The organism is Pseudomonas sp. KUIN-1 (assembly GCF_009176725.1).
In the GTDB taxonomy this organism is placed as follows: domain Bacteria; phylum Pseudomonadota; class Gammaproteobacteria; order Pseudomonadales; family Pseudomonadaceae; genus Aquipseudomonas; species Aquipseudomonas fragariae.
On sequence record NZ_AP020337.1, the window covers coordinates 3,872,666 to 3,897,800 of the forward strand.

Consider the following 25,135-nt stretch of genomic DNA (forward strand, 5'->3'; position numbering starts at 1 on the left):
AGTAGTCTTCGGACTCATGGCCAAAGGACCCTGCAATGAACTGTATTGTCGAGTATTCAGACCCGCATCACCGCCTCGCGGTCATCCAGTTGTGGAAGACCGTCTTCAATGACGACATGCCGCACAATCGCCCAGACCTGTCGATCGACAAGAAACTGGCTGTCGACGACCATTTGTTCTTCGTTGCTCTCGCGGATGACGAGGTGGTCGGCACCCTCCTTGCCGGCTATGACGGGCATCGCGGCTGGCTGTATTCGGTCGCCGTCGATCCGCAACAGCGCGGCAACGGCCTGGGCACCCGGCTGGTCAGGCACGCAGAAAAGTCGCTTGCGGGTCTTGGCTGCGTGAAGATCAACCTGCAGATCCATACCTTCAATGAAAGCGTGCAGGCCTTCTATAAAACCCTGGGCTATACGCCTGAGCTCATTATCAGCATGGGCAAGCGGATCGATGCCAACGTAACGGCTCAGTCCTGAGCTGAGGGCTCTCTGTCTGCCGAGGCGACCGAAACCATCGGGCGCCTCAATCATTTATTTACATGAGAATTAATATCAAATTACAATTATTGCTATTAACGTCCTAGCAGAGCATCTTCCTTGAGCACTTCCTTCCAATGCCCTCGCCGTCCCGGCTCTTTTCTGCTGTCCGCGCTTTCTCTGGCAATGTTCTCCGGCGGCGCAGTGCATGCAGCCGAAACCGCAACGCTGCCCGCTACGCAGGTGTCGGCAACCGCGACCGAAGCGCAGGAAGGCTACAGCGCCAAAAGCGCCAGCACTGCGAGCAAGAGTGACGTACCGCTCAAGGAAGAAGCGCAGTCGGTCAACGTGGTGACACCGCAAACCATCGCCGACTACAACGTGCGCTCGCTGGACGATGCCATGAAGTTTGTCAGTGGTGTCAGCCAGGGCAATACCCTTGGCAATACCAAGGACTCGCTGGTCAAGCGCGGCTTTGGCACCAACGATGATGGCTCGGTGCTGCGTGACGGCGTGCGCTCGGTGGTGTCGAAAAATTTCGGTGCCACTACCGAACGCGTTGAAGTGCTCAAAGGCCCGGCCTCGCTGCTGTACGGGGCGATGGAGCCGGGTGGCGTGATCAATGTGATCAGCAAACAGCCGCAATACGTGCAAAGCACCACGCTCAGTGGCTCGGCGTACAGCGAAGGCGGCGGCAGCTTCGGCATCGACACCACCGGCCCGCTGGGTGACTCGGGGCTGGCCTACCGCCTGGTGGCCGAGCGTCAGAGCGAGGACTACTGGCGTAACTATGGCGTTGACCAGCACACGCTGGTCGCGCCATCGCTGTCCTGGACCGGGGAGCGCGCCAGCCTGACGCTGGCTTACGAGTACAACGATTACGTCAGCCCGTTCGATCGTGGCACGGTGTTCACCGGCGGTCATCCGGCCGATATCAGCTACGACAAGCGCCTGGACGAAAAATGGGCCAATACGGTCGGCATCAGCGAAACCGCTACCGCACGCTTCGAGTACCAGCTCAGCGATGACTGGAAAACCCGCCTGACCTACGGCTGGAACAACGACCGCTACAGCCTCTCGATTGCCCAACCGAGCACGCTGTCCAGCAGCGGCGTGCTGCGACGCCAGGCCAATGGCGGCCATTACGATTATGAAACGCGTTATGCCAGCTGGGACTTCATCGGCAAGCAGGAGGTGTTTGGCCAGCAACATGATCTGCTGATCGGTGCCGAGCAGGAGGATTCCGACAAGTACCGCGGCAAGACTTACCGCAATGGCGTACAGGGTGGCTTCAATATCTTTTCGCCCAGCTACGGCAGCCTGGCGGAGCCCAGTGTTGTCAGTACGACCACCAGCAACCTGAGCAATCAACTGACCTCATCGTCCATCTACCTCAAGGACAACTGGCATCTTGATGACCGCTGGATTCTGGTCCTGGGCGGCCGCTATCAGCATTATGACCAGCACATCGCCCAAGGCCTCGGCGCCAGCCGCAACACTAATCTGAACAAAAATGACGATATATTCCTGCCGATGGCGGGACTGGTATTCAAGGTCAATGAGGACCTGTCGTTGTACGGCAACTACAGCCGCTCTTTCGTCCCCAATGAGGCGGTTAACGATGACGGCACCACCTTCGACCCGGAAGAAGGCCGCAGCTACGAAGTCGGCGCCAAATATGCGCTGGCACCGGAACTCGACTTCAACCTCGCCGTGTTTGACATAGAGAAGAAAAATGTTGTGACCACCGTTGCTACCGGCGTCAGCGAAGCGGCTGGCAAAGTGGGTTCACAGGGCGTGGAGCTGGACGTGACCGGTCGAATTGCCGAGCGCTGGGACATGATCGGCACTTATGCCTACACACATACCGAAGTGCTTGATGACCCCAAAAACGAGGGCAACCGTTTGAGTCAGGCACCGAAACATACCGCCAGCCTGTATCTCACCCATCACCTGCAAGTCCCGTCCGGTCTGGGCGAATGGCATGCCGGTGGTGGCGCGCGCTATGTCGGCGATAGGGCGGGTGACAACGCAAACACGTTCTACATGAGCAGCTACACCGTGGCTGATGCGTTCCTGCGCTGGGATGTGCCAATGGCAGGTTATAAAACCCGCCTTCAATTGAACGTGGATAACCTGTTCGACAAGCAGTACTACCCGTCCAGTACCGACAGCCCGTTGCAGGTCAATGTGGGTGAACCACGCACCGCACGCCTGAGCGCCAGCGTCACGTTCTAAGAGGTTGCCACGAAGCAGGCCTGCGCGGGCTTGCTCCGTGGGCAATCAAACGGATGAATCAGAACTTCATTCGGTAAAAACTGATCAGCGCTTCATTGCCATACAGGTATTCGAACCTGCCGATGAATGCGCTCTTCTCCAGCCACTCGTTAGGGCCCAGAGCGACCTGAAAGCGTGGTGTGCAAGTGCACTGGTAATGGCCTTCGCTGATTGGCCATAGCCCGTTCTGAAGTTCGTGCTGGCCCGTTTCGTCAACGAGCAGAGCGCCCCTGCTTTCAACGTTGATCATTTCGCCCAACTGGGTGACCAGCGTGAAACGGGTTTCCAGAAAGGCAAGCTCGGATGACAACTCAACCAGCGTATTGCTGCCGCCGGAGAGTACCGAGCCGCTGAAGTTTTCGCCGTAAAACTCCCCGCCCACTACATTGCTGTTGCTACGCAGTCCGTCGCTGCATATCCCCATGAGCACAGGAGCGTCGGTCTTCAGAATCACGGTCAGCACTTTTTCCAGATGAGGAGCGGCTACCGTGTTACCACGAAAAGCGCGTTTGACGGATTTGTTGAAGTCGATAATGGTCATAGAACTGTTCACTCCATCTTTGAATGGATTCGGGCAACGAATGGCCGGGTGCAGTCCATCGGCATTTATCTACGCCTGCTTTTCCAGTAAGCTCCACGGAGTCGACTGAAATCGTACCGAACGGTTCAGTTCCAGTCTAGAGAATTTTGTACACGATCTGCTCACTGGAGAATTGAGGATATGAATGAAGGTCCGTACTGAAGCTCGCCGCGAAGCCATCATTGATGCCGCAGCAAGTGTCTTCCTCGAAATGGGCTACGAGCGTGCCTCGATGAATGAAGTCACCAAACGAATGGGGGGCTCCAAGGCAACGATCTATAGTTACTTTCCCTCCAAGGAAGAACTGTTCATCGCTGTGGTCAACAGGCTTGCAACTGCCCATCTGGCCGACGCGGTTTCAGAGCTGGCGATCCAGGATGACAAACCGATCGATTTGCGGGCCCTGTTCACGCGCTTCGGGGAACGCATGCTGATGGTGCTTATCAATGATGACAAGGCATTGGCCGTGTATCGCATGGTAGTGGCCGAGTCCGGGCACTCGGACATCGGCATGATGTTCTACGAATCCGGCCCCAGCCAGTGCCTGCAGACAGTCACCTCACTGATGACTCTGGCGATGCGAAAAGGCCAGTTGCGTGAAACCGATCCGCACATCGCCGCGTTGCAGCTGACCTCGCTGTTGACTGCCGAGACCGACATTCGCCTTTACCAACAGGCGCCCATGCCGCTGAGCATCGAAGAAATTCGCGCCATGGTCGAACGCGCAGTGGATACCTTCATGTTGGGTATGGAGAAACGCTGAGTCCGCATAACAGAACCAAGCGGTATTGATAAGAACCGATATTGCAACCCTTCTGACACACCTTGTTACTCTTTTGCAGCCAAGTTAATCCGAATGAGGGCGATAGCTGATTACCCCTTCGGAGAAACACTATGATCCTGCGAAAACTCAACCTGGCCGCCCGTTCGACGCTCTGTTTCGGCGTGTTTTGCCTGATGATCATTGCCTTGGGCTTGCTTGCCCTGCGTCAGGCGGCCGAGCTCAATGCGGCGGAAAAATTCATCGAGACCAATGTGCTTCCGAGCGTGAAACAGCTCGCATCGATCGATCGGGAGTTTGTCAGTATCCGCGGCAACAACGCCCGTGTGCGCAATCCGATTGAGCCGCAGGATCGAAAGACCAAGGCGCTCAGCGATATCCAGCAGTCGCGCTCGCTGATCGCCGGCTATTTTGACACGCTCGGCAAATTGATCGTGACTCCGCAAGGGCGCCAGGCCTTCGACGAATTGTCCCAGGCACAGGCCGGGTATCAGGTGGCACAGGATCGCTACCTCGCCTCGGTAGCCGCCGGCAATCTGGAAGCTGCAGTGGCAACTTCCAATGGTGAAATGAGAAGCGCGGCCGATCAGGTTGAAGCCGGGCTGAAAAAACTCATCGGCGTCAACGACGTCAAAGCCGAGAAAGCCGGCGCTGCCGCTAACGCTGCCTATCAGCAGACGCTGTGGATGGTGGGCATTTTCATCACCGTGGGCGTCATCACCACGCTGCTCCTCGCCTGGATGTACACCCGCAGTCTGACTGGCCCGATTGGCGATTCGTTGAGTATCGCGCAACGCATTGCCACCAATGATCTGAGCAAGGACATCCCGCAACATGGCACTGACGAGGCGGCGAAACTGATTGCCGCACTCGCCACCATGCAGGCCAACCTGCGCAATGCCCTGATCCTGATCGGCGACTCTTCTACCCAGCTGGCTGCGACTTCCGAGGAAATGCATGCCGTCACCGAAGACGCCTCGCGCACCATTCTGCGCCAGACCAACGAGATCGAAATGGCAGCCACCGCCGTCAACGAGATGAGCGCGGCAGTAGAGGAAGTGGCCAGTAACGCCGCATCGGCATCTGAGGTGACCTCGCAATCCAGCACTGCAGCCATGGCTGGGCGCGCGCAGGTCGATGAGACCGTCACGGCGATCAACCTGATGGTCTCCAAGGTGCAGATCACCTCCACTGAGGTACAAGGCCTGGCCGTCATGGCGACGGATATCAGTAAGGTGCTGGATGTGATCCGTGCCATCGCGGAACAGACCAACCTGCTGGCACTCAACGCAGCCATCGAAGCGGCTCGTGCAGGTGAAGCCGGGCGGGGTTTTGCGGTGGTGGCGGACGAGGTCAGGGCGCTGGCGCATCGCACCCAGCAATCGACCCGTGAAATCGAACAGATGGTCGACTCGATCCAGACCGGCACCGGCAATGCTGTCAGCGCAATGGAGCAGACCAGCGTTCAGGCCCACAAGACGCTGGAGATGGCCAATGGCGCCGGCAAGGCGCTGCTGGAAATCACCGAATCCATAAGCCAGATCAATGAACGCAACCTGATGATCGCCACCGCTGCCGAAGAACAGGCTCAGGTCGCTCGAGAAGTCGACAGAAGCCTGGTCAGCATTCGTGATCTGTCCAGCCAGACATCGGAGGGCTCCAATCAGACGGCCATCGCCACTGCCGAACTGTCGACCCTGGCTTCAAGCCTGAACCGTCTCACCAAGCAATTCCGCGTTTAAGCCCCTCTGCCGGGAAGCTCGCTTCCCGGCATCTCCCCTTGTCGAATGGCCTTCCCTGATCTAAGTTGTACGACGACAGATGAATTCTGTCATCTGCGCCGGTTTCGCTCACCTTCAATAATCACAAGAAAAGGGATGAACATGAAAAAGCTGACACTGCTGATGGGGTTTCTGTGCCTGTTCACCGGTTACGTCGCGGCCTCGCCTTCCGACGAGACCGATGTCGCCAATGCCGTAGACAAACTGACACAAGCCATGTGGCACAAGGACATAGCGCAACTCGATGCGCTGACCGCCGACAACCTCACGTATGGTCACTCCAGCGGTACTATTCAGGACAAGAAGGCATTCATTGCGGACATCGAAACCGGCAAGAGCGCCTTCAATGACCTGAAGATGCTCAATCAAAAGATCACCCTGTCCGGCGACGTGGCACTGGTGCGCAATCACTTTTCGGCTCAGGCGGTGAACAACGGCAAGCTTGTGCCGACTGAAATCGAGAACTTCCAAATCTGGCAAAAGCAGAACGGCCAATGGTTGCTGATCGGCCGTCAGGCATTCCGCTTCTGATTCCAGGTTACCAGCGCAGCGCCAGACGCTACTGCTGCGTGCCGAACATTGCCGTCCAGTAAATTCCTGCGTCACTTTTGGGGTCCATTGCGTAGGCTGCGCCCAGCTCGCGGAAATCCGGATTCATCAGGTTGGCGCAGTGGCCCGGGCTCAGCAGCCAGCCATCCACCACCTTGCGCGCACTGTCCTGGCCGGCGGCAATGTTCTCGCCCACCTGCTGACCCACATACCCGGCCAGTTCGGCGCGATCGCCAGGTGTGCGTCCGTCGCGATCCTTGTGGTCAAAAAAGTTTTGATTGGCCATAGCCTGGGAATGACGTTGCGCAGCGGTCCCCAGCACCAGGTTCCAGGCCAGCGGCGTGGCAGCGGCGAAGGATTGCGTGCCGCACTGGCGTGCCTGAGTGCGGGCGTTGTTGATCATTTCCAGAATCTTTTGCCCCTCTGCCTGCCAGTCGCCAAGACGCGACGCTACCAGCGAGCGCGCCAGCACGATACGCCAGTCTCGCCCTTCGCGGCTGACCCCGATGTCGACGAATTGCGGGTCCAGCACCACGCGGCAGAAACTCTCCAGCACCGCCTTGAGTGCAGCGTCGGCATTGTTCGGACCGGACAGGCTTATCGCCTGCACAGTGACCATCGGATAGGAAGCACGGGTCAGCGCCTGTTGCAGGTCCAGATTGCCACTGGCCGGCAGCACCAAACGCGTGTCGCTGGTCAGCGGCGGCAGTTCCATGGACACCTGCTCGCCGCAGCGCTGCGCCTGGCCGCGATAGGCATTGAGGGATTCGATCAATTGCGTTTCGTCACCGGCCAGCGCAGCACTGGAAAAAACGCCAGAGCACAACACCGCCAGAAAGGCTAATGACACTCGCGGGAGCGACAGACGCAGAAGGTAATGAATGACAGGCATGAAAAGTCTCTCTCGGGCTGAGTCCGCCTATGATGCGCGAAATGACCCGGTCGGGCGCAACGCCTTTTTTATGCCTGACCGGAATTTAACAACCGATCGAGCCCAGACGTGCGCCAGACAATGCCTCGTGAGGACGACTTACAGCTTGAAGTTGGCAACCAGTGAGTTGAACGAAGTGGCCAGTCGCGACAGTTCCTGACTGGACGCGCTGGTCTGGTTGGCACCGGCAGCGCTCTGGGTCGACAGGTCCTGAATATTGATCAGGTTGCGGTCTACCTCGCGGGCCACTTGGGCCTGCTCTTCCGAGGCGGAAGCAATGACCAGATTGCGCTCGTTGATGGTGGCTACACCCAGGGTGATTTTCTCCAGCGCCGCGCCCGCACGCAGGGCCAGTTCCTGCGTGTTGGTGGCCAGCGACAGGCTCTTGCCCATCGCCGCAACCGCGCCGTCGGCACCTGACTGCACGGTGCTGATCATGCCTTCGATTTCCACTGTCGATGCCTGGGTACGGTGCGCCAGGGCCCGAACCTCGTCAGCCACGACCGCAAAACCACGACCCTGCTCGCCAGCACGTGCAGCTTCAATGGCGGCGTTCAAGGCCAGCAGATTGGTCTGCTCGGCGATACTGCGAATCACGTCAAGCACCTTGCTGATTTCCCGCACATGCCCGGCCAGCTCGGAGACAGCGCCAGTGGATGCGGTGATCTCGTGGACCATGGTGGTGATGCCCTTGACCGTGTGATCGACCTGACCACGGCCATCGACCGCATCGTCTGTAGCGGACTTCGACGCTTCAGACGTGGACACCGCATTGCGCGCCACTTCTTCCACCGCGGCAGTCATCTGATTGACGGCTGTTGCCGCCTGCTGGATTTCGTCGTTCTGGCGAGTCAGCCCGCGGGTGCTTTCATCGGTGACGGCGCTCAGCTCTTCGGCAGCGGAAGCGAGCTGGTCCGAGGCACTGGCAATCTGTTGAATGGTGTTTTTCAGACCGCCCTGCATATCGGACAGCGCGTTCAACAGTTGTCCGGCCTCATCGCCACTAGTAGAAACAATGGGCTGGGTCAGGTCACCGCCCGCAATGCGCTGAGCACTGGCGACTGCGACAGCCAAAGGACGGGTGATCATGCGGGTAATCAGCACGCCCAGCATGATCGCCACCAGAAACGCGATCACCACACCAATCTCCAGCATCAATACCGAACTGGCCTTCAGGTCGGCAGCAGCGGCTGCGCCTTCCTTGATCTGACGATTGTTGGAGTCGATCATGACGCGCATGTAACTGCGCACCTTGGTAAAGCTTTCCGAGGACAGGCTGTTCAACTGGGTCCGGGCAGCCTCGTAATTACCTGCCTTCATCAGGTCGACAACCTGTTGAGAGCCGGAAATGTAAGCGGGCAGCATCAGTTCCAACTGATCACCGGCAGCGCGCTCGTCATCTTCCAGAGGCGTGGCGCGGTAGATCGCGAACACTTTTTGCGCACGGGCCAGGTCATCACTCAACGCCTGACGAACTCGATCCTTGTCCGCTTCGGAGACACCGCCATCCTGCGCATCCAGCAAACGGTACAACCCGCGGTTGTGAGCGGTAAAGCTGGTCAGCGCTTCATTGGTGTTGCTGACCGATACAAGGTTGTTGGAGAAGGTCAGCTCAAGAGCGTTGGCCAGGCGGGTCACGCCCACCATTCCCAGAGCGCCGACGGCCAGCGTAATCAATGCACAAATGATGAAAGCAGAGAGCAGCTTGGTGGAAAACTTGGACTGACGCAGGACGTTCATGGGGCTTACCTGTTGCTGAATGAGGAGTGGTGTCAGTGCCGGAATGAGTTGATCAAACAGCGATGATGTCATAATGACTTCACCTCATTTGGATCGTTCCACGGCCTCCTCGCTTTTTGATAAAAAGAGCTTTGACAAGTCGCACGTGTGCAACTAATGCCCTCTATCGGTCCTGCCTCGTTCGCACGCTCTTCTTTAATCAGTGCAGCCGCAACGTTTGCGACACGCCGTCTGCCAGGCCATCGTTGCCTAGACGTTGCTCGGCGAATGTTCTCGCTTCAAGGGCCATGCGGTCCAGATGGCGGTCGCGTTGCTTCTCCGCATCGACCATCGCGCTGTTGCCATGCTGTTTGAGCAAATAAGCGTGGATCTGCCGCACTTCCACCGAGTTGTAGATCGGTGCGATATCCATGACCACAAGCAGACCGTCAGTACCGTGATCACGCGTGTTCATGATGACCTGCGGACCACGCGCACCCAGCACCTGAAAACCCATGGCCTCGAAATACGCGACTTTGCCGACCACGCAATACAGCTCTGCGTGCGGATAGCGACTGGTCATTTTCTCCAGCATCGAGCGTGCGATGCCCTGACGGCGGTGGCTGTCGCGCACCGCCATGTAAGCTACGGCGCAGGCCTCCGGGTCATCCTGCACAGGCAGGTACAGCAAAAAACCCAAGACGGTTTCGGGGTCTTCGTCGTCCAGCGCAACGATCAGCTCCACGGCCAGCTGCTGCGAACCGTCCATGGCATTCAGGTACAGATGCACCTCGTACCCCACGCCGTACTGGTAAAGGTTGTACAGTGGGTTGCTCGGCGCGATGGCTACCAGGCTGATGTCAGTCACGTAATCGACGACCATCTGCTGGATCTGGCTACGGATGAATTCCGGCGGCGGGGTGTGTAGCAGCATGATCGTTGGCATGGGACAAGGGGCTCCATTAAAGAGGTGTGTCTGTACAGAATGTGGCCACATGATAGCGCGTCGAGGCATTCAAGACCGATATTGTCATATTGCCAGCATTCTGCAGCGCGGCACCTTAGTTACAACTTATACGATGACCTGGAAAAAGAATATCAAATAGCCACCTACTAACAAGATGGCCACAAGTATCAGTACGATCGTACCAGCGCACATCACGGCCATCTGTAGTGCTACCAGACAATAAAGCTGATAATGATTCACATTAACCTGAACACGGAGAAAAACAGCGTGTTTAATGACTGCCGACATTTAATAAAAATCAAATATTTTCAATGAGATGCATAACTAGCGAACGCAGGAAAATATAACTTGATCCACCGCATATGAACGTGCTCTCAGTGCACCATACGAACGCGGTACAAACATTCTTTACCGGGTCTACCTTTTGCCTGAGTATTTATCTCAATCGCCTCGATACATTTTTATAATCACTGTATTTCCCTCACGCGCCTAAGATAACCCGGCCTACTAAAAATATGAGGGATTCAAAATGCCGTTATTAAACTGGTCCAGACACATGGTGTGTTTAACTGCAGCCGGTCTGATTACTGTTCCGACCGTTTATGCCGCTGACACCCTGACCCGCGACAATGGCGCCGTCGTCGGCGACAATCAGAATTCTCAGACCGCAGGCGCCCAAGGGCCTGTCCTGCTGCAAGACGTGCAGCTGCTGCAAAAGCTGCAGCGCTTTGATCGCGAACGCATTCCTGAGCGCGTCGTGCATGCCCGTGGCACCGGCGTCAAAGGCGAGTTCACGGCCTCGGCCGATATCAGCGACCTGAGCAAGGCGACCGTGTTCAAATCCGGTGAGAAGACCCCGGTATTCGTACGCTTCTCCTCCGTGGTTCACGGCAATCACTCGCCGGAAACCCTGCGCGACCCGCATGGCTTCGCCACCAAGTTCTACACGGCTGACGGCAACTGGGACCTGGTGGGCAACAACTTCCCGACCTTCTTCATCCGTGACGCCATCAAGTTCCCGGACATGGTCCACGCGTTCAAACCTGACCCGCGTACCAATCTGGACAACGATTCGCGTCGCTTCGACTTCTTCTCCCACGTACCGGAAGCCACCCGTACGCTGACCCTGTTGTATTCGAACGAGGGCACCCCGGCGGGCTATCGCTTCATGGACGGCAACGGTGTACACGCCTACAAACTGGTCAACGCCAAGGGCGAAGTGCATTACGTGAAGTTCCACTGGAAATCCCTGCAGGGCCTCAAGAACCTTGATCCCAAGGAAGTCGCTCAGGTCCAGTCCAAGGATTACAGCCACCTGACCAACGATCTGGTCGGCGCGATCAAAAAGGGTGACTTCCCGAAATGGGATTTGTACGTTCAGGTCCTGAAGCCTGAAGAGCTGGCGAAATTCGACTTCGATCCACTGGACGCCACCAAGATCTGGCCGGACGTTCCCGAGAAGAAGATCGGGCAGATGGTCTTGAACAAGAACGTCGATAACTTCTTCCAGGAAACCGAGCAGGTCGCCATGGCCCCGGCCAACCTGGTTCCAGGTATCGAACCTTCCGAGGATCGCCTGTTGCAGGGCCGTGTGTTCTCCTACGCTGACACCCAGATGTATCGCCTTGGCGCCAATGGCCTGAGCCTGCCCGTCAACCAGCCCAAGGTTGCGGTCAACAACGGCAATCAGGACGGTGCGCTGAATACCGGTCACACCACCAGCGGCGTCAACTATGAGCCGAGCCGTCTGGAACCGCGTCCAGCGGATGACAAGGCGCGTTACAGCCAGCTGCCGCTCAGTGGCACTACCCAGCAGGCGAAGATCACGCGTGAGCAGAACTTCAAGCAGGCGGGTGATCTGTATCGCTCCTACAGCGCGAAAGAGAAGACTGACCTGGTGCAGAGCTTTGGCGAGTCGCTGGCCGACACCGACACTGAAAGCAAGAACATCATGCTGTCGTACCTGTACAAGGCAGATCCGGACTACGGCACTCGGGTAGCCGAAGTCGCCAAAGGCGATCTGAGCAAGGTCAAGTCCCTGGCTGCAAGCCTCAAGGACTGATGATCTGATACCCCGTCCCGGTGCTTTGTCGCCGGGACGGTTCCCGTTAGGAGAACGCCCATGAAGCATCTGATCTATGGCTTGCTGCTGTTTGCCGCAGCCGCAAACGCCACACCACCGACTCCCACTCCAGCGCCTTCAGAGCTGAGCGCCGAACAGACTGCCAGCCAGCTGCGCACGCTGTTTTTCGACGCCTCCCGTGAAGGCAACAACCCGATGCTGGACACCTTTATCGAAGCTCATTACGACCTCAATATCCGTGACGAACAAGGCTATACCGGTCTGATTCTGGCGGCCTATCACGGCCATGAAGACTCGGTGATACGCCTGATAGACGCCGGAGCAGACCCCTGCGCCAAGGACAATCGCGGCAATACGGCGCTGATGGGTGCGATTTTCAAGGGTGAACTGAGCATCGCCAAGCGTCTGGTGCAGGCAGATTGTGGTGCGAACCTCACCAACAATGCCGGACAGACCGCCGCCATGTACGCCGCCTTGTTCAAACGCACTGAAGTGCTCAAGGAACTGACCGACAAGGGCGCAGACCTGAGCATTCGTGACAGCATGGGCAATGACGTGGAAGGCTTGTCCAAAGGTGAATTCCAGGCGCCGCCCACCCGCTGACGGCTGCTGGAATCAGTCTTCGCGCTCGATCATTTCGTAGATGCGGCTGGCAAACGCTTCCATGGTGAAGGGTTTGGTGAGCACCCACATGCCCGGATCCAGATGGCCGTTGCCAATGATGGCGTTCTCTGCGTACCCGGTGATGAACAGCACTTTGAGGTCGGGTCGAATGATGCGCGCAGCATCGGCCAATTGCCGGCCATTCATGCCACCCGGCAACCCGACGTCAGTCACCAGCAGGTCGATACGCGCATCGGACTCCAGCACCTTGAGCGCGGATGCACCTTCGCCCGCCTCGATCGGAATGTAGCCCTGATCCTCCAGCACTTCAGCCACCAGCATGCGGATGGTCGGCTCATCGTCAACAATCATTACCGTGCGCTCGGTCTGTGCAGGCGCCGATCCACAGGCATCTGCCGCCTCGATCTCTTCTGGCGCCCCGAGGTAATGACGCGGCAGGTACAGGCACATGTTCGTGCCCTGACCAGGCTCGGAATAGATGCGCACCTGCCCGCCGGACTGGCGCACGAAACCGTACACCATCGATAAGCCCAGCCCCGTACCCTGCCCCAGTGGCTTGGTGGTGAAGAAAGGGTCGAATACCCGATTGATGACCTCGGGCGACATGCCTGTACCGGTGTCGCTGACACACAGCGACAGGTACTGCCCGGGGATCAGGTCGCGGCCTTGCGAACCGCGCTCGTCAATCCATCGGTTGGCCGTCTCAATGGTGATCCGCCCGCCTCGCGGCATGGCGTCCCTGGCGTTGATGCACAGGTTCAACAAGGCATTTTCCAGTTGCGGCGCGTCGATGAAGGTTGACCACAACCCGACCGAGGTCACGACTTCCAGAGTGATGTGCGGCCCGACCGTGCGCCGAATCAGCTCTTCCATGCCGATCACCAGCCGGTTGATGTCGACCGGTTTGGGGTCCAGGGTTTGCCGGCGCGAAAACGCCAGCAATCGATGAGTCAGTGACGCCGCACGTTTGGAGGCATCCTGCGCAGCCCCTAGGTAGCGATCCAGTTCATTGAAACGGCCCTGGCTCACCCGTGTCTTGAGCAGTTCCAGCGAGCCCGTGATGCCGGTCAACAGGTTGTTGAAGTCGTGGGCGATACCGCCAGTCAACTGGCCTACGGCTTCCATTTTCTGGGACTGGCGCAAGGCTTCTTCAGCCTGGCTCAGGCGCTCCTGCTCGCGCAGCCGTTCGCTGACATCGTAGGCAAACAGGTAAGCGCCAATGGCCTGCCCCTGAGCATTGCGCAGCGTGCTGTAACGTATTTCAAAATGGCTGGCCGGATCGTTCGAGTCGCTGAAGCTGACGCTTTCGGCGAACTCTTCGCCCGCTAATGCGCGCGTCCAGCGCCTTTCAAGATCAGCCTTGCTCTGCGGACGGTCGTCGAGCAGGTCGAGCATACTGTCACCCACTTGCGGCCGGATGCCGAACAGGCGCTCGAACTCGCGCAGTGCCGCGCCATTGATGGCCATCCAGCGAAAATTGCAGTCGACGACATGAATGATCGCATTGGTGCCGTTGACGACATCGGCCAGCACATTGCGCTCGGCCACTGCTTCGACAATGCGCGCCTCCAGTGTCTCGTTCAGCTGCTTGAGCTCCAGTTCAGCGCGCTTGCGTTCAGTGATGTCTTGAAACAGTACAGCGACCTGCCGACGGCTGGCCGGCTCGATGCGAAACGCGGTCAAGGCCAGATAGCGCCCGGTGGCCACCAGTTCGCGTTCAAAACGGATCGGCTTGCCGGTCCGCAACACGTCGCCGTAAAACTCCACCCAGCCATCGGCCTCCTCGCGAACCATCTCACGCAGCTTCTTGCCCACCACGTTGGAAATGCCGGCGTGGTACTCATAGGCCGGGTTGGCTTCAACGTGAATGTAATCGCTCAGCGGACCGTGCGGCCCGTCAAGGAATTCAATGATGCAAAAGCCTTCATCCATGGCGTTGAACAGAAAACGATAACGCTCCCGGGATTGCGCCAGGGCGTATTCGGCCTCCCGCCCCGTGACGCTCAGGCTCTCTTTAAGCGAAGCGTTTTCCTGCTCCAGAGCCGCTAGCCGGCTCTGGAGATGCTGTAAATCTGTCGGGGTCAAAGCGGCGGCACCTGAGGCATTGGTTGCGCCGCTTTCCCGTCATGCGGGGCGGCACGAGCACGCTACGAGAAAAACCACTCGCATGCAAAAAATAATGGCGTTTTGAGCTCGTAATTTGTTGGTTCTCGCCAGACCAGAGCGAGAGACGATTTGGTGAGCAGCCTTCACCAGCACAGAAACTTACCCTGCAGGACCGCTCCCATCGCCGCAGCGATGTCAGTTCGATGCTGAGGCTGCGGCATGCAGGCGCAGCCATTGGTCTGCGACTTGCCCCATGTTCTTGGGCTCGCCATTGTTGATCCACGCCATGAATGGCCGATCGAACCTGAACGACGCCCCGCACTGCAAGGTCATGAAGCGCCTGACGTTCTGCGTATTCCGATAGGTGTCATCCACCGGCGTGTCACGCGTGATGAGGTCGGAGTGCCAATCGAAAGCCATGCCTTAATCCTTCTGCTGTCGGGTTGCAGGCACTCTTTATAGCGGGATTCTGGTGCAGTCGCGAGGTTTGGAAGGGCTTGTGGCGTAGAGGAAATTGCGCAAACCCGCCTCACTCTCCCGCAAACGGTACCAGCGACTCCAGCAGCCACGCCCCCGCAGGCCCCAGACTGCGCTGGAACGACCAGATGACGTCCACCGCCGAGCGCCGTGGCCAGCCTGAGACTTGCAGTTCTTTCAGCAGTCCGCCCGAGTAGCGCGACACCAGCCAGCGCGGCAATGCCGACCAGCCAAACCCGAACGCAGCCATGTCCATCAACAGCAGGTAATTGGGTGCCGACCAATGCCGATGGCCGCTGGTGGGCAGGTCGTCAGTGGGGATGCTGTGCTCGATCAGCGTATTGAGGCGCAAGGCGCGATAGCGGGCCAGCTGTTGGTAATCGACCCGTTCCAGCGCGGCAAGCGGATGTTTGTGCGACACGAACAGCCCGAAATCGGCACTTTCATCGATGGTCGCGTGACCGATTTCCGGTGGATAGCTGGCTTGTGCCGACAGCAGCCCCAGTGACGCCCTCCCCGACTGCACCAGGCTGATGGCGTCGCCATGCTCGGCGAACACGCATTCCATCTCCAGCTCTGGAAAGCGTTGATCGAGCTCGGTCATCAGCCGTTCGAAATCGGCAAACTGGTTGGCATCCGACAGCACCAGCGTCAGCCGTGGCTCGACGCCTGCCGCAAGCCGCGCAGCCGCGCGACGCAGCCGGTCCGAGGCGCACAGCAGATCATCGACACGACCCAGCATGACCCTCCCCGCTTCGGTCAGGACCGGTTGCCTGGAAGAACGATCGAACAGCTCCAGGCCCAGATCGATTTCCAGGCGGGCGATTGCTTCACTGATGGTCGATTGACTCTTGCCCAGCCGGCGTGCGGCGGCGCTGAACGAACCCAGGGCAGCAATCTGGGCGAAGGCTTCCAGGGCTTCGGGTGAATAACTCATGGCACTCTCAAATCGGTTTAACCGATGGTATTGATTTTCAGATTAACGCAAACACCGATGATAATGCTGCCATCAACCAGCACCAAGGGCAGCGTAGTATGAGTAACAGCCAACCGCACATTGACCAGCACCCCGGCGTCGCCAGCAAAACCCTGCGTGAGCGGGCACTGCATGCCGCGCTGTTCGAGGCCGGCGGCGTGATTCTGGTCGCACCGTTGCTGGCCTGGCTGATGAACCAGTCACTGGCGATGATGGGCGCCATGACGGTGATGATCTCGACCATCGCCATGCTGTGGAACATGACCTACAACGCGCTGTTCGACCGCCTGCGCAAGCGCTACGGATTTTCCATGAGCCTGACGGTCCGCGTCCTGCACGCAACGGGTTTCGAAGCCGGACTGATTCTGGCCGTGGTGCCGCTGGCCGCATGGTGGCTGACGATCAGCCTGATGGAAGCGTTCTGGCTGGACATCGGCCTGCTGCTGATGTTTCTGCCCTACACCCTGCTGTTCAACTGGGCCTACGACACACTCCGTGAACGCCTGGTGCAGCGACGTCTGGCAAGGTGCGAGGTGTGATGCATCACGCACATGCATACCGTGCATCAAATGTTCTCACTGGCTAATCAAATCCTCGTCATTGCACACTGTCCCCCACTGACCCAGGCAAGGACACCCTTCGATGACAACTGAAGTACTCAAACTGGCGGCGTTCAGCGATGGAGATCGCGGTGGCAACCCGGCAGGTGTGTGGATTGGCGATGCGTTGCCCGATGACGCTGTCATGCAGCAGATTGCCGCCGACATCGGCTTTTCCGAAACGGCGTTCGCTGCGCCTGTCGAAGGCGGCTGGCGGGTGCGGTATTTCTCGCCGCTGGCAGAAGTACCTTTTTGCGGGCACGCGACCATCGCCCTGGGCGCAGCGCTGGCGGCACAGCAAGGCGATGGCGTGTTTCAGCTGACACTCAATCAGGCGCAGATTACCGTCGAGGGCCACGCGTAGGGCTTGCTGACGTCGGCGGCGCTGCAATCGCCGCCTACCTTCAGTAAGCCGATCAGTACGCCGGTGCTGGAACAAGCCCTGGCGCTGTTCGGCTATAGCCATGCCGATCTGGATGAGCGCATTACCCCCGCGCTTATCAATGGCGGTGCCGGGCATCTGCTGCTGGCGCTGAACAGCCGGGCCAGGCTCAAGGCCATGCGCTACGACCAGCAGGCGGGTCACGACCTGATGGTTCGTGAAGGCTGGGCGACGATTCTGCTGGCGTGGGCCGAGACCGATCAGTTGTTCCACACCCGCAACCCGTTTGCGTTTGGCGGCGTCTATGAAGACCCGGCCACCGGTTCGGCCACGGCAGCACTGGGCGGCTACCTGCGCGAGATCGGCTGGCCGCATGGCGGTTTGATAGACATTATTCAGGGCGAGGACATGGGCAGCCCGTCGCGCCTGCGCGCCGAAATCCCGCAGCAACCGGGAAGCTCCATCCGGGTGTCGGGGATGGCGCGCAGGTTGTAATACCGATCAGGTCCTGAGCTTGCTGCCGCCGATCGCCACGCCTACCAGCATCACGGCGACGATCATGAACGCCAGTTCAAGGCTGCTGACATGGGCGATGAAACCGATTGCCGCAGGACCGATCAGAATCCCGGCGTAGCCGACTGTAGTAATGGCCGGGATGGCCACGCTTTCAGGCATGGTCTTCTGCCGACCGGCTGCGCTGTAGCAGACCGGCACGATGTTCGAGCAACCCGCCCCCACCAGTGCATACCCCAGCAGCGCAGCCTGCCAGAACGGGATCAATGTCGCGACGGCCAGGCCCGCCGCGGCACACAGTCCGCCGAGAATGATCACTCGAGTGGAGCCGACCCGTTTTACCACTGCATCGCCAAACAGCCGTCCCAGGGTCATGGTCGCGGCGAATACCGCATAACCCAGCCCGGCATAGGAAGGCTCGACACCCCGCAACGAGGTCAGGAATACCGCGCTCCAGTCGAGCATCGCGCCTTCGGCCAGGAATACAGTGAAGCACAGCAGGCCGATAAACAGCACCACGCCACGCGGAATCGCAAAGGCCGGTCCATCGGACGGACTGCCATAGGGCAATAGATTTGGCGCCGCTTTCGCCAGCGCGGCCAGGGTCAGCACCACCACAATCAGCATCGCAGCAAAAGGCGAGATACCCAGGCTGAGCAGGCCGGCGACACCCGCCGCACCGACAATCCCGCCGAGGCTGAACAGGCCGTGAAAACCCGACATCATCGTCTCGCCGCTGGCGCGCTCGACAATCACCGCCTGCACGTTGGCCGTGCAATCCACTCCGCCCATGCTCGCACCAAACAGAAACAGCGTGGCTATCAATAGCGGCAGACTGGAAATCGTCGCCAGTAGCGGCAGGCACAGGCAGATCAACAGCGTCGAACACACCAGCAGGCGCCGACAGCCAAACCGCGCCGCCAGTGCGCCCGCCAGCGGCATCGAAATGATCGAGCCCACCCCCAGGCACAACAACAAGAGCCCGAGTGTGCCCTCATCAAGGCCCATCCGCTGTTTGACGTAAGGCACCAGCGGCGCCCACGAGGCCACGCTGAAACCGGCAATGAAAAACGCGATACGCGTCGAAGACTGTTCCGCCCGAGCCTTGGCATCCTGGGCTGCGGTGCTGAAAGAGGTCATGCATGCTCCTTGTAATTTGCCGAGTACGGTCACACCGACCAGCGCGACAGCCTAACAAAGCTGATCGATTAGCCAAAACCTCTGATGCACTTAAAGGAGGCTCGTTCCATCGCCATGCGGGGGACGCCTGATTTGCAGCTTTTTGCACCTCAGGCCAGTAGACTGGCGAGCAAGCGCACCAGACAGGTGCGTAATCTGTCGAATCAGCTGTTGCGGAGGCCGTTGTGTACAAAGGTGTGGTGCTGTCGGTCCTGGCGTCTACGCTGTTCGGGGTCATGTATTTCTATACGTCACTGATGACCCCGCTCGACGGTGAAGAAATCTTTGGCTGGCGCATGCTGCTCACCGTGCCATGCGCGACGCTGTTCATGCTGGTCAGCGGTGACTGGCGGCGAGTCCGCGAAGTGGCTGTCCGGCTCAGGCAGCAACCGCTGCTGATCTTCGCGCTGCTGCTGTCTTCGGTGCTGCTCGGTGCGCAGCTGCTGATCTTCATGTGGGCACCGCTGCACGGGCGCAGTCTGGAGGTATCGCTGGGCTATTTCCTGCTGCCGCTGAGCATGATTCTCACCGGCCGCGTGGTGTATGGCGAGCACCTCTCCTACCTGCAGAAAGTCGCTGCGGTGTTTGCCATGATCGGCGTGGGGCATGAGCTGTGGCGGCTGGGCAGTTTCTCCTGGGAGACCCTGCTGGTCGCGGGCGGCTATCCGCTGTACTTCGTGCTGCGTCGCAAGCTCAAGACCGATCACCTCGGCGGGCTCTGGTTCGACATGCTGCTGATGCTGCCCATCGGCCTGTGGTTCATCGCCCACGGCCATCCGCAGGCCATTCAGCAGGCACCGCTGTTGTACCTGCTGATTCCGCTGCTCGGGGTGATCAGTGCCTCGGCGCTGGTCAGTTACATTCTTGCCAGCCGCCTGCTGCCGTTCAGCCTGTTCGGGCTGCTCAGTTATGTCGAGCCGATCCTGCTGGTCGGCGTCGCCCTGCTGCTGGGCGAAAGCATCAGTCGCGATGAATGGCTGACGTACCTGCCGATCTGGCTGGCCGTGGTGGTCCTGATGATCGAAGGCGCCAAGCATATGCTGGCCCAGCGCCGCCGGGACGCGAGCTGAGCGTCAGGACTCGGTGAAACGCTCCAGCTGCATTTCCTGAAGCCGACTGAGGGTGCGCCGGAAGGCAAACGACAAGTAGCCCTCGGTGTACAGCTCGTCCATCGGCACCGGCGCTTCGACATACAGCGGAATGCGCCGGTCATAGCACTCGTCGACCAGCGCGATGAAACGGCGCACGCCATCATCGTTGGGCGACAACTGCGGCAGCTCGCGATCGCCTGCGGTCACCTGCTCGACGCCATCCTCGGTGCCGCGGGCAATTTTCGCTTCGCGCTGTGCGGCCCCCAGCAGCGGCACCTCGCTGAGCAGAATCACCGAAAAGCGATCGCACAAGGCGATGAAATCCATGGCCGCCAGCGGCTGTTCGCAAAGGTCGCGATAGCGGCACCACACGGCCGTGTCGGAATGCTGAACCACGTTGATGCTGCGATAACCGAGCATGACCTGCGAATCGTGAACCGGCTGATCCGCGCTCAACGCGTCGAAGATGCCCTGCAAGGCGCTGGGTCGACCGGCTTCGGCAATCCAGTAACGCTGATGCAGTTGCCCGGGGTGCAGCCGGTGATCCTCGCCGCCGTCGACCGCCACGACATCCATGTACTTGAGAATGGCCGCAACCGCTGGCAGGAAGCGCTCGCGATTATGGCCGTGGCTGTATAACTGCTCCGGTGGCTGGTTGGACGTGCAGACCAGCACCACACCCTCTTCGAACATCACCTGCAGCAGCCCGCCGAGGATCACTGCGTCGCCGATATCGGTGACGAACAGCTCGTCGAAACACATCACCCGCACGTCACGCGCCAGCTCCCTGGCGACCACAGTCAGGGGTTGGGAAGTGCCCATCAACTCGAACATGCGTTTGTGCACCCAACGCATGAAGTGATGAAAATGCTGACGCCGGGCCGGTACGCTCAGGCTCTCGAAAAAGCGGTCCATCAGCCAGGTCTTGCCACGCCCGACCGGTCCCCACAGATAAACGCCGCGTGCCCGACCGCGAGCGTCGGCCAGCCCCTCGTAACACGCCTGCAACTGCCGGGCGGCCTGCAATTGCGCCTGGTCGGGTTGAAAACCACGCTGGACGGCACGTTCGTAGGCTTGCAGAGGAGAGACGGCATCCATCAGGCACACACCCTTCGCTATCGGAGAAAAGACATCCAGCCTATACGAGGCTGCGTCGCGCAACGCAACTCATCAACTCAACTCAGGCATGCTGCACGCCGGCACGCTTGAGCAGTCGCTTGCAGCGCTCGGACAGGTGGACCACACGCAGATGCTTGCCCGCTTTGGCGTAACGCTCGCGCAGGGTCTTGAGCGCAGCGATGGCCGAGTAGTCGACAAAGCTCAGGTGGCGGCAATCCAGAGTCACCTGAGTCGGGTCTTCGGCCGGGTTGAACTGGTCGAGAAACGGTGTGATCGAGGCGAAGAACAGCGTGCCATGCAGGTGGTAGACCTTGCTGCCATCCGCTTCGACATGGCTGTCGGCGTACAGCTCGCGAGCCTGCTGCCAGGCGAAATTGATCGCCGCGATAATAATCCCGAACAGCACTGCGGTGGCCAGATCGGTCAGCACCGTGACCACGGTCACGGCAATGATCGCCAGTACATCGTTGACCGGCACCTTGCGCAACACACGCAACGAGGCCCAGGCGAAGGTCTGCTGGGCGACCACGAACATCACTCCGACCAGTGCCGCCAGTGGAATGCGCTCGATCAGCGGCGAGAGAAACAGCACGAACATCAGGATCATCAAGCCGGCGACCACGCCCGACAGCCGACCGCGGCCGCCAGAACTGAGGTTGATCACGGTCTGGCCGATCATCGCGCAGCCGCCCATGCCGCCGAAGGCACCGGACACCACGTTGGCAGCGCCCAGTGCTACACATTCGCGATCCGGATAACCACGGGTTTCGGTGATTTCGTCGGTCAGGTTCAGGGTCAGCAGGGTTTCCAGCAGACCGACCAGCGCCATCAGAATGGCGTACGGGGCAATGATGCGCAGGGTCTCAAGATTCCACGGAATATCCGGCATGGCGAATACCGGCAAGCCACCGGCAATGTGCGCCATGTCGCCCAGGGTGCGAGTCGGCAGGCCGAGCAGGTACACCGCCAGCCCGACGCTGAGGATGGCCACCAGCGCTGGCGGCGCAATGCGGGTCAGGCGTGGCAACAGGTAGACAATCGCCATGGTCAGCGCCACCAGCCCGATCATCACGTACAGCGGCGTACCGCTGAGCCACGAATCACCGACCTTGAAGTGCTCAAGTTGCGCCATCGCAATGACGATCGCCAGGCCGTTGACGAAGCCCAGCATCACCGGATACGGCACCAGCCGCACCAGTTTGCCGAGCCGCAGCAAGCCGAACAGGATCATGATCAGACCGCCTAGCAATACGGTCGCCAGCAAATACTGCAAGCCCTGCTGAACCACCAGCGCGACGATCACCACCGCCATGGAACCGGCCGCACCGGACACCATGCCCGGGCGCCCGCCGAACAGCGCGGTCAGCGTACAGATGATGAATGCGCCGTAGAGCCCCATCAGCGGATTGAGATGGGCCACCAGCGCAAAGGCGATGCACTCGGGCACCAATGCAAAAGATGTGGTGAGGCCTGCCAGAACGTCGGCACGTATACGGATCGTTTTCATGGGTTACCTGAGCGGCGCTCCATGGAGGAAGCGCAAAAAAGGGGGCATATTACGCAAACCTTTGACGACCGACCACCACGGTGGGGCTTCCAGGAAAGCTCTCTGATGATCGGCCCATGCCTCAAAACAACAAGGAGTAAACCGATGCAATGGAATGGAGCGCTGCTCTGCACAGGACTTCTGCTGGTCAGTGCAGTGGCTGTTGCCGACGACGACACAGCGTCTGTCGACGCATTCGTGCAGGCAGAAGCCAGTAAAGTGATGCAGGAAAATCATATCGCGGGCCTGTCGATTGCCGTCACTCGCCAGGGCAAACAGCAGTTCTACACCTATGGCGTCGCGTCAAAAGCCACCGGCCAGCCAGTGACCCGCGATACGCTGTTTGAACTCGGCTCGATCAGCAAGACCTTCACCGCCACCCTCGCTACCTGGGCGCAGGCCAATGGGCAGCTGTCGCTGACGCAAAGCATCGACAGCTATATTCCGCAGTTGCAGGCCACGCGGCTGGGCAAGGTGCCAATTTTCCATCTGGGCACCCACACGGCTGGCGGCTTCCCGCTTCAGGTGCCGGACAAAGTGCAGAACACCCGTCAGTTGATGGAATATTTCAAGGCCTGGCAGCCCGAATATCTATCCGGCACCCATCGCACGTACGCCAACCCCAGTGTGGGCCTGCTCGGCATGGTTGCAGCGCGCAGCATGCAGCTGCCGTATGAACAGGCCCTGCAGCAGCGGCTGTTTCCGGCGCTGGGTCTGAGTAACACCTATATCAACGTACCCGATGAAAAACAGGCGCTGTATGCGCAGGGCTACAACAAACTCGACGAGCCGGTCAGGGTCAATCCAGGTCCGCTGGCGGCTGAAGCCTACGGGGTGAAATCGAGCAGCAGCGACTTGCTACGCTTCGTCGAAGCGAACATCGGACTCGGTCAAAACGACGCCGCGCTGCAAAAAGCCCTGCGCGATACCCGGACCGGCTATTTCAAGGTCGGCGGCATGACTCAGGACCTGATCTGGGAGCAGTATCCGCTGCCGGTTCGTCTGGAGACGCTGCTTGAGGGCAATGCCAGCGCCATGCTGAACACGGTCAAAGCCGAAATGATCGAACCGCCGCAGGCAGCGCAATCTTCGGTCTGGGTCAACAAAACCGGATCAACCAACGGTTTCGGCGGCTATGTGGCGTTCATTCCGGAGCAGCAGTTGGGGATTGCCATCCTCGCCAACAAAAACTACCCAAACGAGGAGCGGGTGAAACTGGCCTATCGGATTCTGCAGAAAATGGGCTGCTGCTCAACGCCCTGAAAACAGCCCTGCCCCTTCGGCCGCTTCGATTTCAAGCAGCTTGCGCTTGCGCTCGACGCCCCAGCGGTAGCCCGACAACGATCCATCGCTGCGCACCACGCGGTGGCAGGGAATCGCCACCGCGAGCTTGTTCGCACCGCAGGCGTTGGCCACCGCACGGACTGCACTGGGCAGCCCTATCTGCGTCGCGATCTGTGTATAGGTGGCCGTCGATCCGGCAGGAATGTCCCTGAGCGCCTGCCAGACCCGCTCCTGAAACACCGTGCCGCGGATATCCAGTGGCAGCGCCAGGCCGGTCGCAGGTGATTCGACAAAACCCACGACCTCGGCAACCAGTTGTTCGAACGCGGCGTCTGCACCGATCAGGTTGGCGTTGGGAAACTGGTCCTGGAAAGCTTCGATCAGCGCATGCGGGTCATCACCGAGCGAAATCGCACAGATGCCCTTGCTGCTGGTGGCCACCAGAATCGAACCCAGCGAACTTTCCCCCAGAGCGAACCTGATATCGACATTGGCGCCGCCCGCGCGGTATTCGGAAGGTTTCATGCCGAGCATGTTCTGCGAAGCCTCATAGAAACGACTGTTGGCGTTGTAGCCCGCCTCGTACAACGCACGGGTAATGCTTAGGTCCTGTGAGAGCTGGACTTTCACCCGCGAACGTAACGAGGCGACACTGTAGGCCCTGGGCGTCAGCCCGGTCAGTCTTTTGAAAATGCGGTGGAAATGAAAACCGCTGATCCCGACCTGCTCCGCAAGCGCGGTCAGATTGAGCATCGAATCGGCGGCATCGATCAGTCTGCAGGCCTGGGCAACGACTTCTGCGTGCTTGCGTTGCAGCGCGTTTGAGTCGCCGGCATTGCGCAGGGATGGGCGAAACCCGGCGGCCTCGGCGTCGTGCGCACTATCAAAAAACACCACGTTTTCCGGACGCGGCAGCCGGGTCGGGCTGCACGGCTTGCAATAGATGCCGGTGGTCAGCACGCCATAAACGAAGTCAGCGCCGGCGTGTGAACGCCGATTGACCAGGATGTCCCAGCGCGGGTCGTCTTCAGTGCGCAGGGCGCGTGCCGTTTGAGTGCCTTCTGTGCTGTCCATGGTCGAGCCTGCCTTGAGTTT

Annotated in this window: 21 protein-coding genes and 2 pseudogenes; 11 read left to right on the forward strand and 12 right to left on the reverse strand. The window is 59.4% G+C overall.

Going from position 1 to position 25,135, the window contains the following annotated elements:
- The first annotated feature begins 35 nt into the window (after positions 1-35).
- Complete coding sequence (locus tag KUIN1_RS17170; RefSeq protein ID WP_103754383.1) at positions 36-476, forward strand: GNAT family acetyltransferase; 441 nt, start codon at positions 36-38, stop codon at positions 474-476.
- Positions 477-596: 120 nt separating this feature from the next.
- Positions 597-2,714, forward strand: a complete 2,118-nt coding sequence (locus KUIN1_RS17175; RefSeq protein WP_024642325.1) for a TonB-dependent siderophore receptor — start codon at positions 597-599, stop codon at positions 2,712-2,714.
- A gap of 58 nt (positions 2,715-2,772) precedes the next feature.
- Here KUIN1_RS17175 and KUIN1_RS17180 read toward each other — a convergent pair whose 3' ends face one another.
- Positions 2,773-3,294, reverse strand: a complete 522-nt coding sequence (locus KUIN1_RS17180; protein WP_054092397.1) for a DUF3237 domain-containing protein — start codon at positions 3,292-3,294, stop codon at positions 2,773-2,775.
- A 184-nt stretch (positions 3,295-3,478) separates the two neighbouring features.
- Here KUIN1_RS17180 and KUIN1_RS17185 point away from each other — a divergent pair, with 184 nt between their 5' ends.
- From KUIN1_RS17185 to KUIN1_RS17195, 3 genes are all read left to right on the forward strand, one after another.
- Positions 3,479-4,096, forward strand: coding sequence for a TetR/AcrR family transcriptional regulator (locus KUIN1_RS17185; protein ID WP_024651396.1), 618 nt, complete (start codon positions 3,479-3,481; stop codon positions 4,094-4,096).
- 131 nt (positions 4,097-4,227) lie between these two features.
- Positions 4,228-5,856: a methyl-accepting chemotaxis protein gene (locus KUIN1_RS17190; protein WP_024651397.1), complete on the forward strand. Its 1,629-nt coding sequence runs from the start codon at positions 4,228-4,230 to the stop codon at positions 5,854-5,856.
- 141 nt (positions 5,857-5,997) lie between these two features.
- On the forward strand, positions 5,998-6,426 hold the full coding sequence (locus tag KUIN1_RS17195) for a nuclear transport factor 2 family protein (RefSeq protein ID WP_152092138.1): 429 nt from the start codon (positions 5,998-6,000) through the stop codon (positions 6,424-6,426).
- A gap of 28 nt (positions 6,427-6,454) precedes the next feature.
- On the opposite strand, the gene KUIN1_RS17200 is transcribed toward KUIN1_RS17195, so the two are convergent.
- The 4 genes and pseudogenes from KUIN1_RS17200 to KUIN1_RS17210 all read right to left on the reverse strand — a co-directional run bounded on the left by KUIN1_RS17200 (position 6,455) and on the right by KUIN1_RS17210 (position 10,040).
- A complete protein-coding gene (locus KUIN1_RS17200; RefSeq protein WP_116886977.1) occupies positions 6,455-7,336 on the reverse strand; it encodes a CAP domain-containing protein in 882 nt (293 codons plus the stop codon).
- A 138-nt stretch (positions 7,337-7,474) separates the two neighbouring features.
- A complete protein-coding gene (locus KUIN1_RS28785) occupies positions 7,475-8,338 on the reverse strand; it encodes a methyl-accepting chemotaxis protein (protein ID WP_404944258.1) in 864 nt (287 codons plus the stop codon).
- Positions 8,333-9,187 (reverse strand): annotated as a pseudogene (locus KUIN1_RS28790) (MCP four helix bundle domain-containing protein); the annotation flags it as partial. The gene KUIN1_RS28785 and the pseudogene KUIN1_RS28790, both read right to left, overlap by 6 nt.
- A 127-nt stretch (positions 9,188-9,314) precedes the next feature.
- Positions 9,315-10,040, reverse strand: a complete 726-nt coding sequence (locus tag KUIN1_RS17210; RefSeq protein WP_060400576.1) for a GNAT family N-acetyltransferase — start codon at positions 10,038-10,040, stop codon at positions 9,315-9,317.
- A 577-nt stretch (positions 10,041-10,617) separates the two neighbouring features.
- On the opposite strand from KUIN1_RS17210, the gene katB reads away from it, so the two are divergent.
- Together katB and KUIN1_RS17220 are read left to right on the forward strand one after the other, a co-directional pair.
- Entirely contained in the window at positions 10,618-12,123 is a 1,506-nt protein-coding gene (gene katB / locus KUIN1_RS17215; RefSeq protein WP_024638661.1) for a catalase KatB, read from the forward strand.
- A 60-nt stretch (positions 12,124-12,183) separates the two neighbouring features.
- The gene (locus KUIN1_RS17220; protein ID WP_060400575.1) at positions 12,184-12,747 is read left to right on the forward strand and encodes an ankyrin repeat domain-containing protein; all 564 of its coding nucleotides are present in this window, start codon (positions 12,184-12,186) and stop codon (positions 12,745-12,747) included.
- A 12-nt stretch (positions 12,748-12,759) separates the two neighbouring features.
- Here the strand turns inward: KUIN1_RS17220 and KUIN1_RS17225 are convergent, their stop codons facing one another.
- The 3 genes from KUIN1_RS17225 to KUIN1_RS17235 all read right to left on the reverse strand — a co-directional run bounded on the left by KUIN1_RS17225 (position 12,760) and on the right by KUIN1_RS17235 (position 16,288).
- Positions 12,760-14,853 carry a hybrid sensor histidine kinase/response regulator gene (locus tag KUIN1_RS17225; RefSeq protein ID WP_058398930.1) on the reverse strand — a complete coding sequence of 698 codons (2,094 nt, stop codon included), beginning with the start codon at positions 14,851-14,853 and terminating at the stop codon, positions 12,760-12,762.
- 216 nt (positions 14,854-15,069) lie between these two features.
- The gene (locus tag KUIN1_RS17230; protein WP_011268383.1) at positions 15,070-15,294 is read right to left on the reverse strand and encodes a DUF6434 domain-containing protein; all 225 of its coding nucleotides are present in this window, start codon (positions 15,292-15,294) and stop codon (positions 15,070-15,072) included.
- 109 nt (positions 15,295-15,403) lie between these two features.
- Positions 15,404-16,288, reverse strand: a complete 885-nt coding sequence (locus KUIN1_RS17235; RefSeq protein ID WP_003403808.1) for a LysR family transcriptional regulator — start codon at positions 16,286-16,288, stop codon at positions 15,404-15,406.
- 98 nt (positions 16,289-16,386) lie between these two features.
- Between KUIN1_RS17235 and KUIN1_RS17240 the strand changes: the two genes are divergently transcribed.
- Both KUIN1_RS17240 and KUIN1_RS17245 read left to right on the forward strand, forming a co-directional pair.
- The gene (locus KUIN1_RS17240; protein ID WP_103714174.1) at positions 16,387-16,866 is read left to right on the forward strand and encodes a multidrug/biocide efflux PACE transporter; all 480 of its coding nucleotides are present in this window, start codon (positions 16,387-16,389) and stop codon (positions 16,864-16,866) included.
- 103 nt (positions 16,867-16,969) lie between these two features.
- A pseudogene (locus KUIN1_RS17245) lies at positions 16,970-17,803 on the forward strand (PhzF family phenazine biosynthesis protein).
- 6 nt (positions 17,804-17,809) lie between these two features.
- On the opposite strand, the gene KUIN1_RS17250 reads toward KUIN1_RS17245, so the two are convergent.
- Positions 17,810-18,961, reverse strand: a complete 1,152-nt coding sequence (locus KUIN1_RS17250) for an MFS transporter (protein WP_103714172.1) — start codon at positions 18,959-18,961, stop codon at positions 17,810-17,812.
- A 224-nt stretch (positions 18,962-19,185) separates the two neighbouring features.
- Here KUIN1_RS17250 and rarD point away from each other — a divergent pair, with 224 nt between their 5' ends.
- A complete protein-coding gene (gene rarD, locus KUIN1_RS17255; protein ID WP_003403812.1) occupies positions 19,186-20,070 on the forward strand; it encodes an EamA family transporter RarD in 885 nt (294 codons plus the stop codon).
- 3 nt (positions 20,071-20,073) lie between these two features.
- Here the strand turns inward: rarD and zapE are convergent, their stop codons facing one another.
- The gene (zapE, locus tag KUIN1_RS17260) at positions 20,074-21,189 is read right to left on the reverse strand and encodes a cell division protein ZapE (RefSeq protein WP_004410979.1); all 1,116 of its coding nucleotides are present in this window, start codon (positions 21,187-21,189) and stop codon (positions 20,074-20,076) included.
- A gap of 82 nt (positions 21,190-21,271) precedes the next feature.
- Entirely contained in the window at positions 21,272-22,717 is a 1,446-nt protein-coding gene (locus tag KUIN1_RS17265; RefSeq protein WP_152092139.1) for a SulP family inorganic anion transporter, read from the reverse strand.
- A 144-nt stretch (positions 22,718-22,861) separates the two neighbouring features.
- Between KUIN1_RS17265 and ampC the strand changes: the two genes are divergently transcribed.
- Complete coding sequence (gene ampC, locus KUIN1_RS17270; RefSeq protein ID WP_003403815.1) at positions 22,862-24,019, forward strand: class C beta-lactamase; 1,158 nt, start codon at positions 22,862-22,864, stop codon at positions 24,017-24,019.
- Here the strand turns inward: ampC and ada are convergent.
- Positions 24,008-25,114, reverse strand: a complete 1,107-nt coding sequence (gene ada / locus KUIN1_RS17275; protein ID WP_003403817.1) for a bifunctional DNA-binding transcriptional regulator/O6-methylguanine-DNA methyltransferase Ada — start codon at positions 25,112-25,114, stop codon at positions 24,008-24,010. The genes ampC and ada overlap by 12 nt on opposite strands.
- Positions 25,115-25,135: the final 21 nt, after the last annotated feature.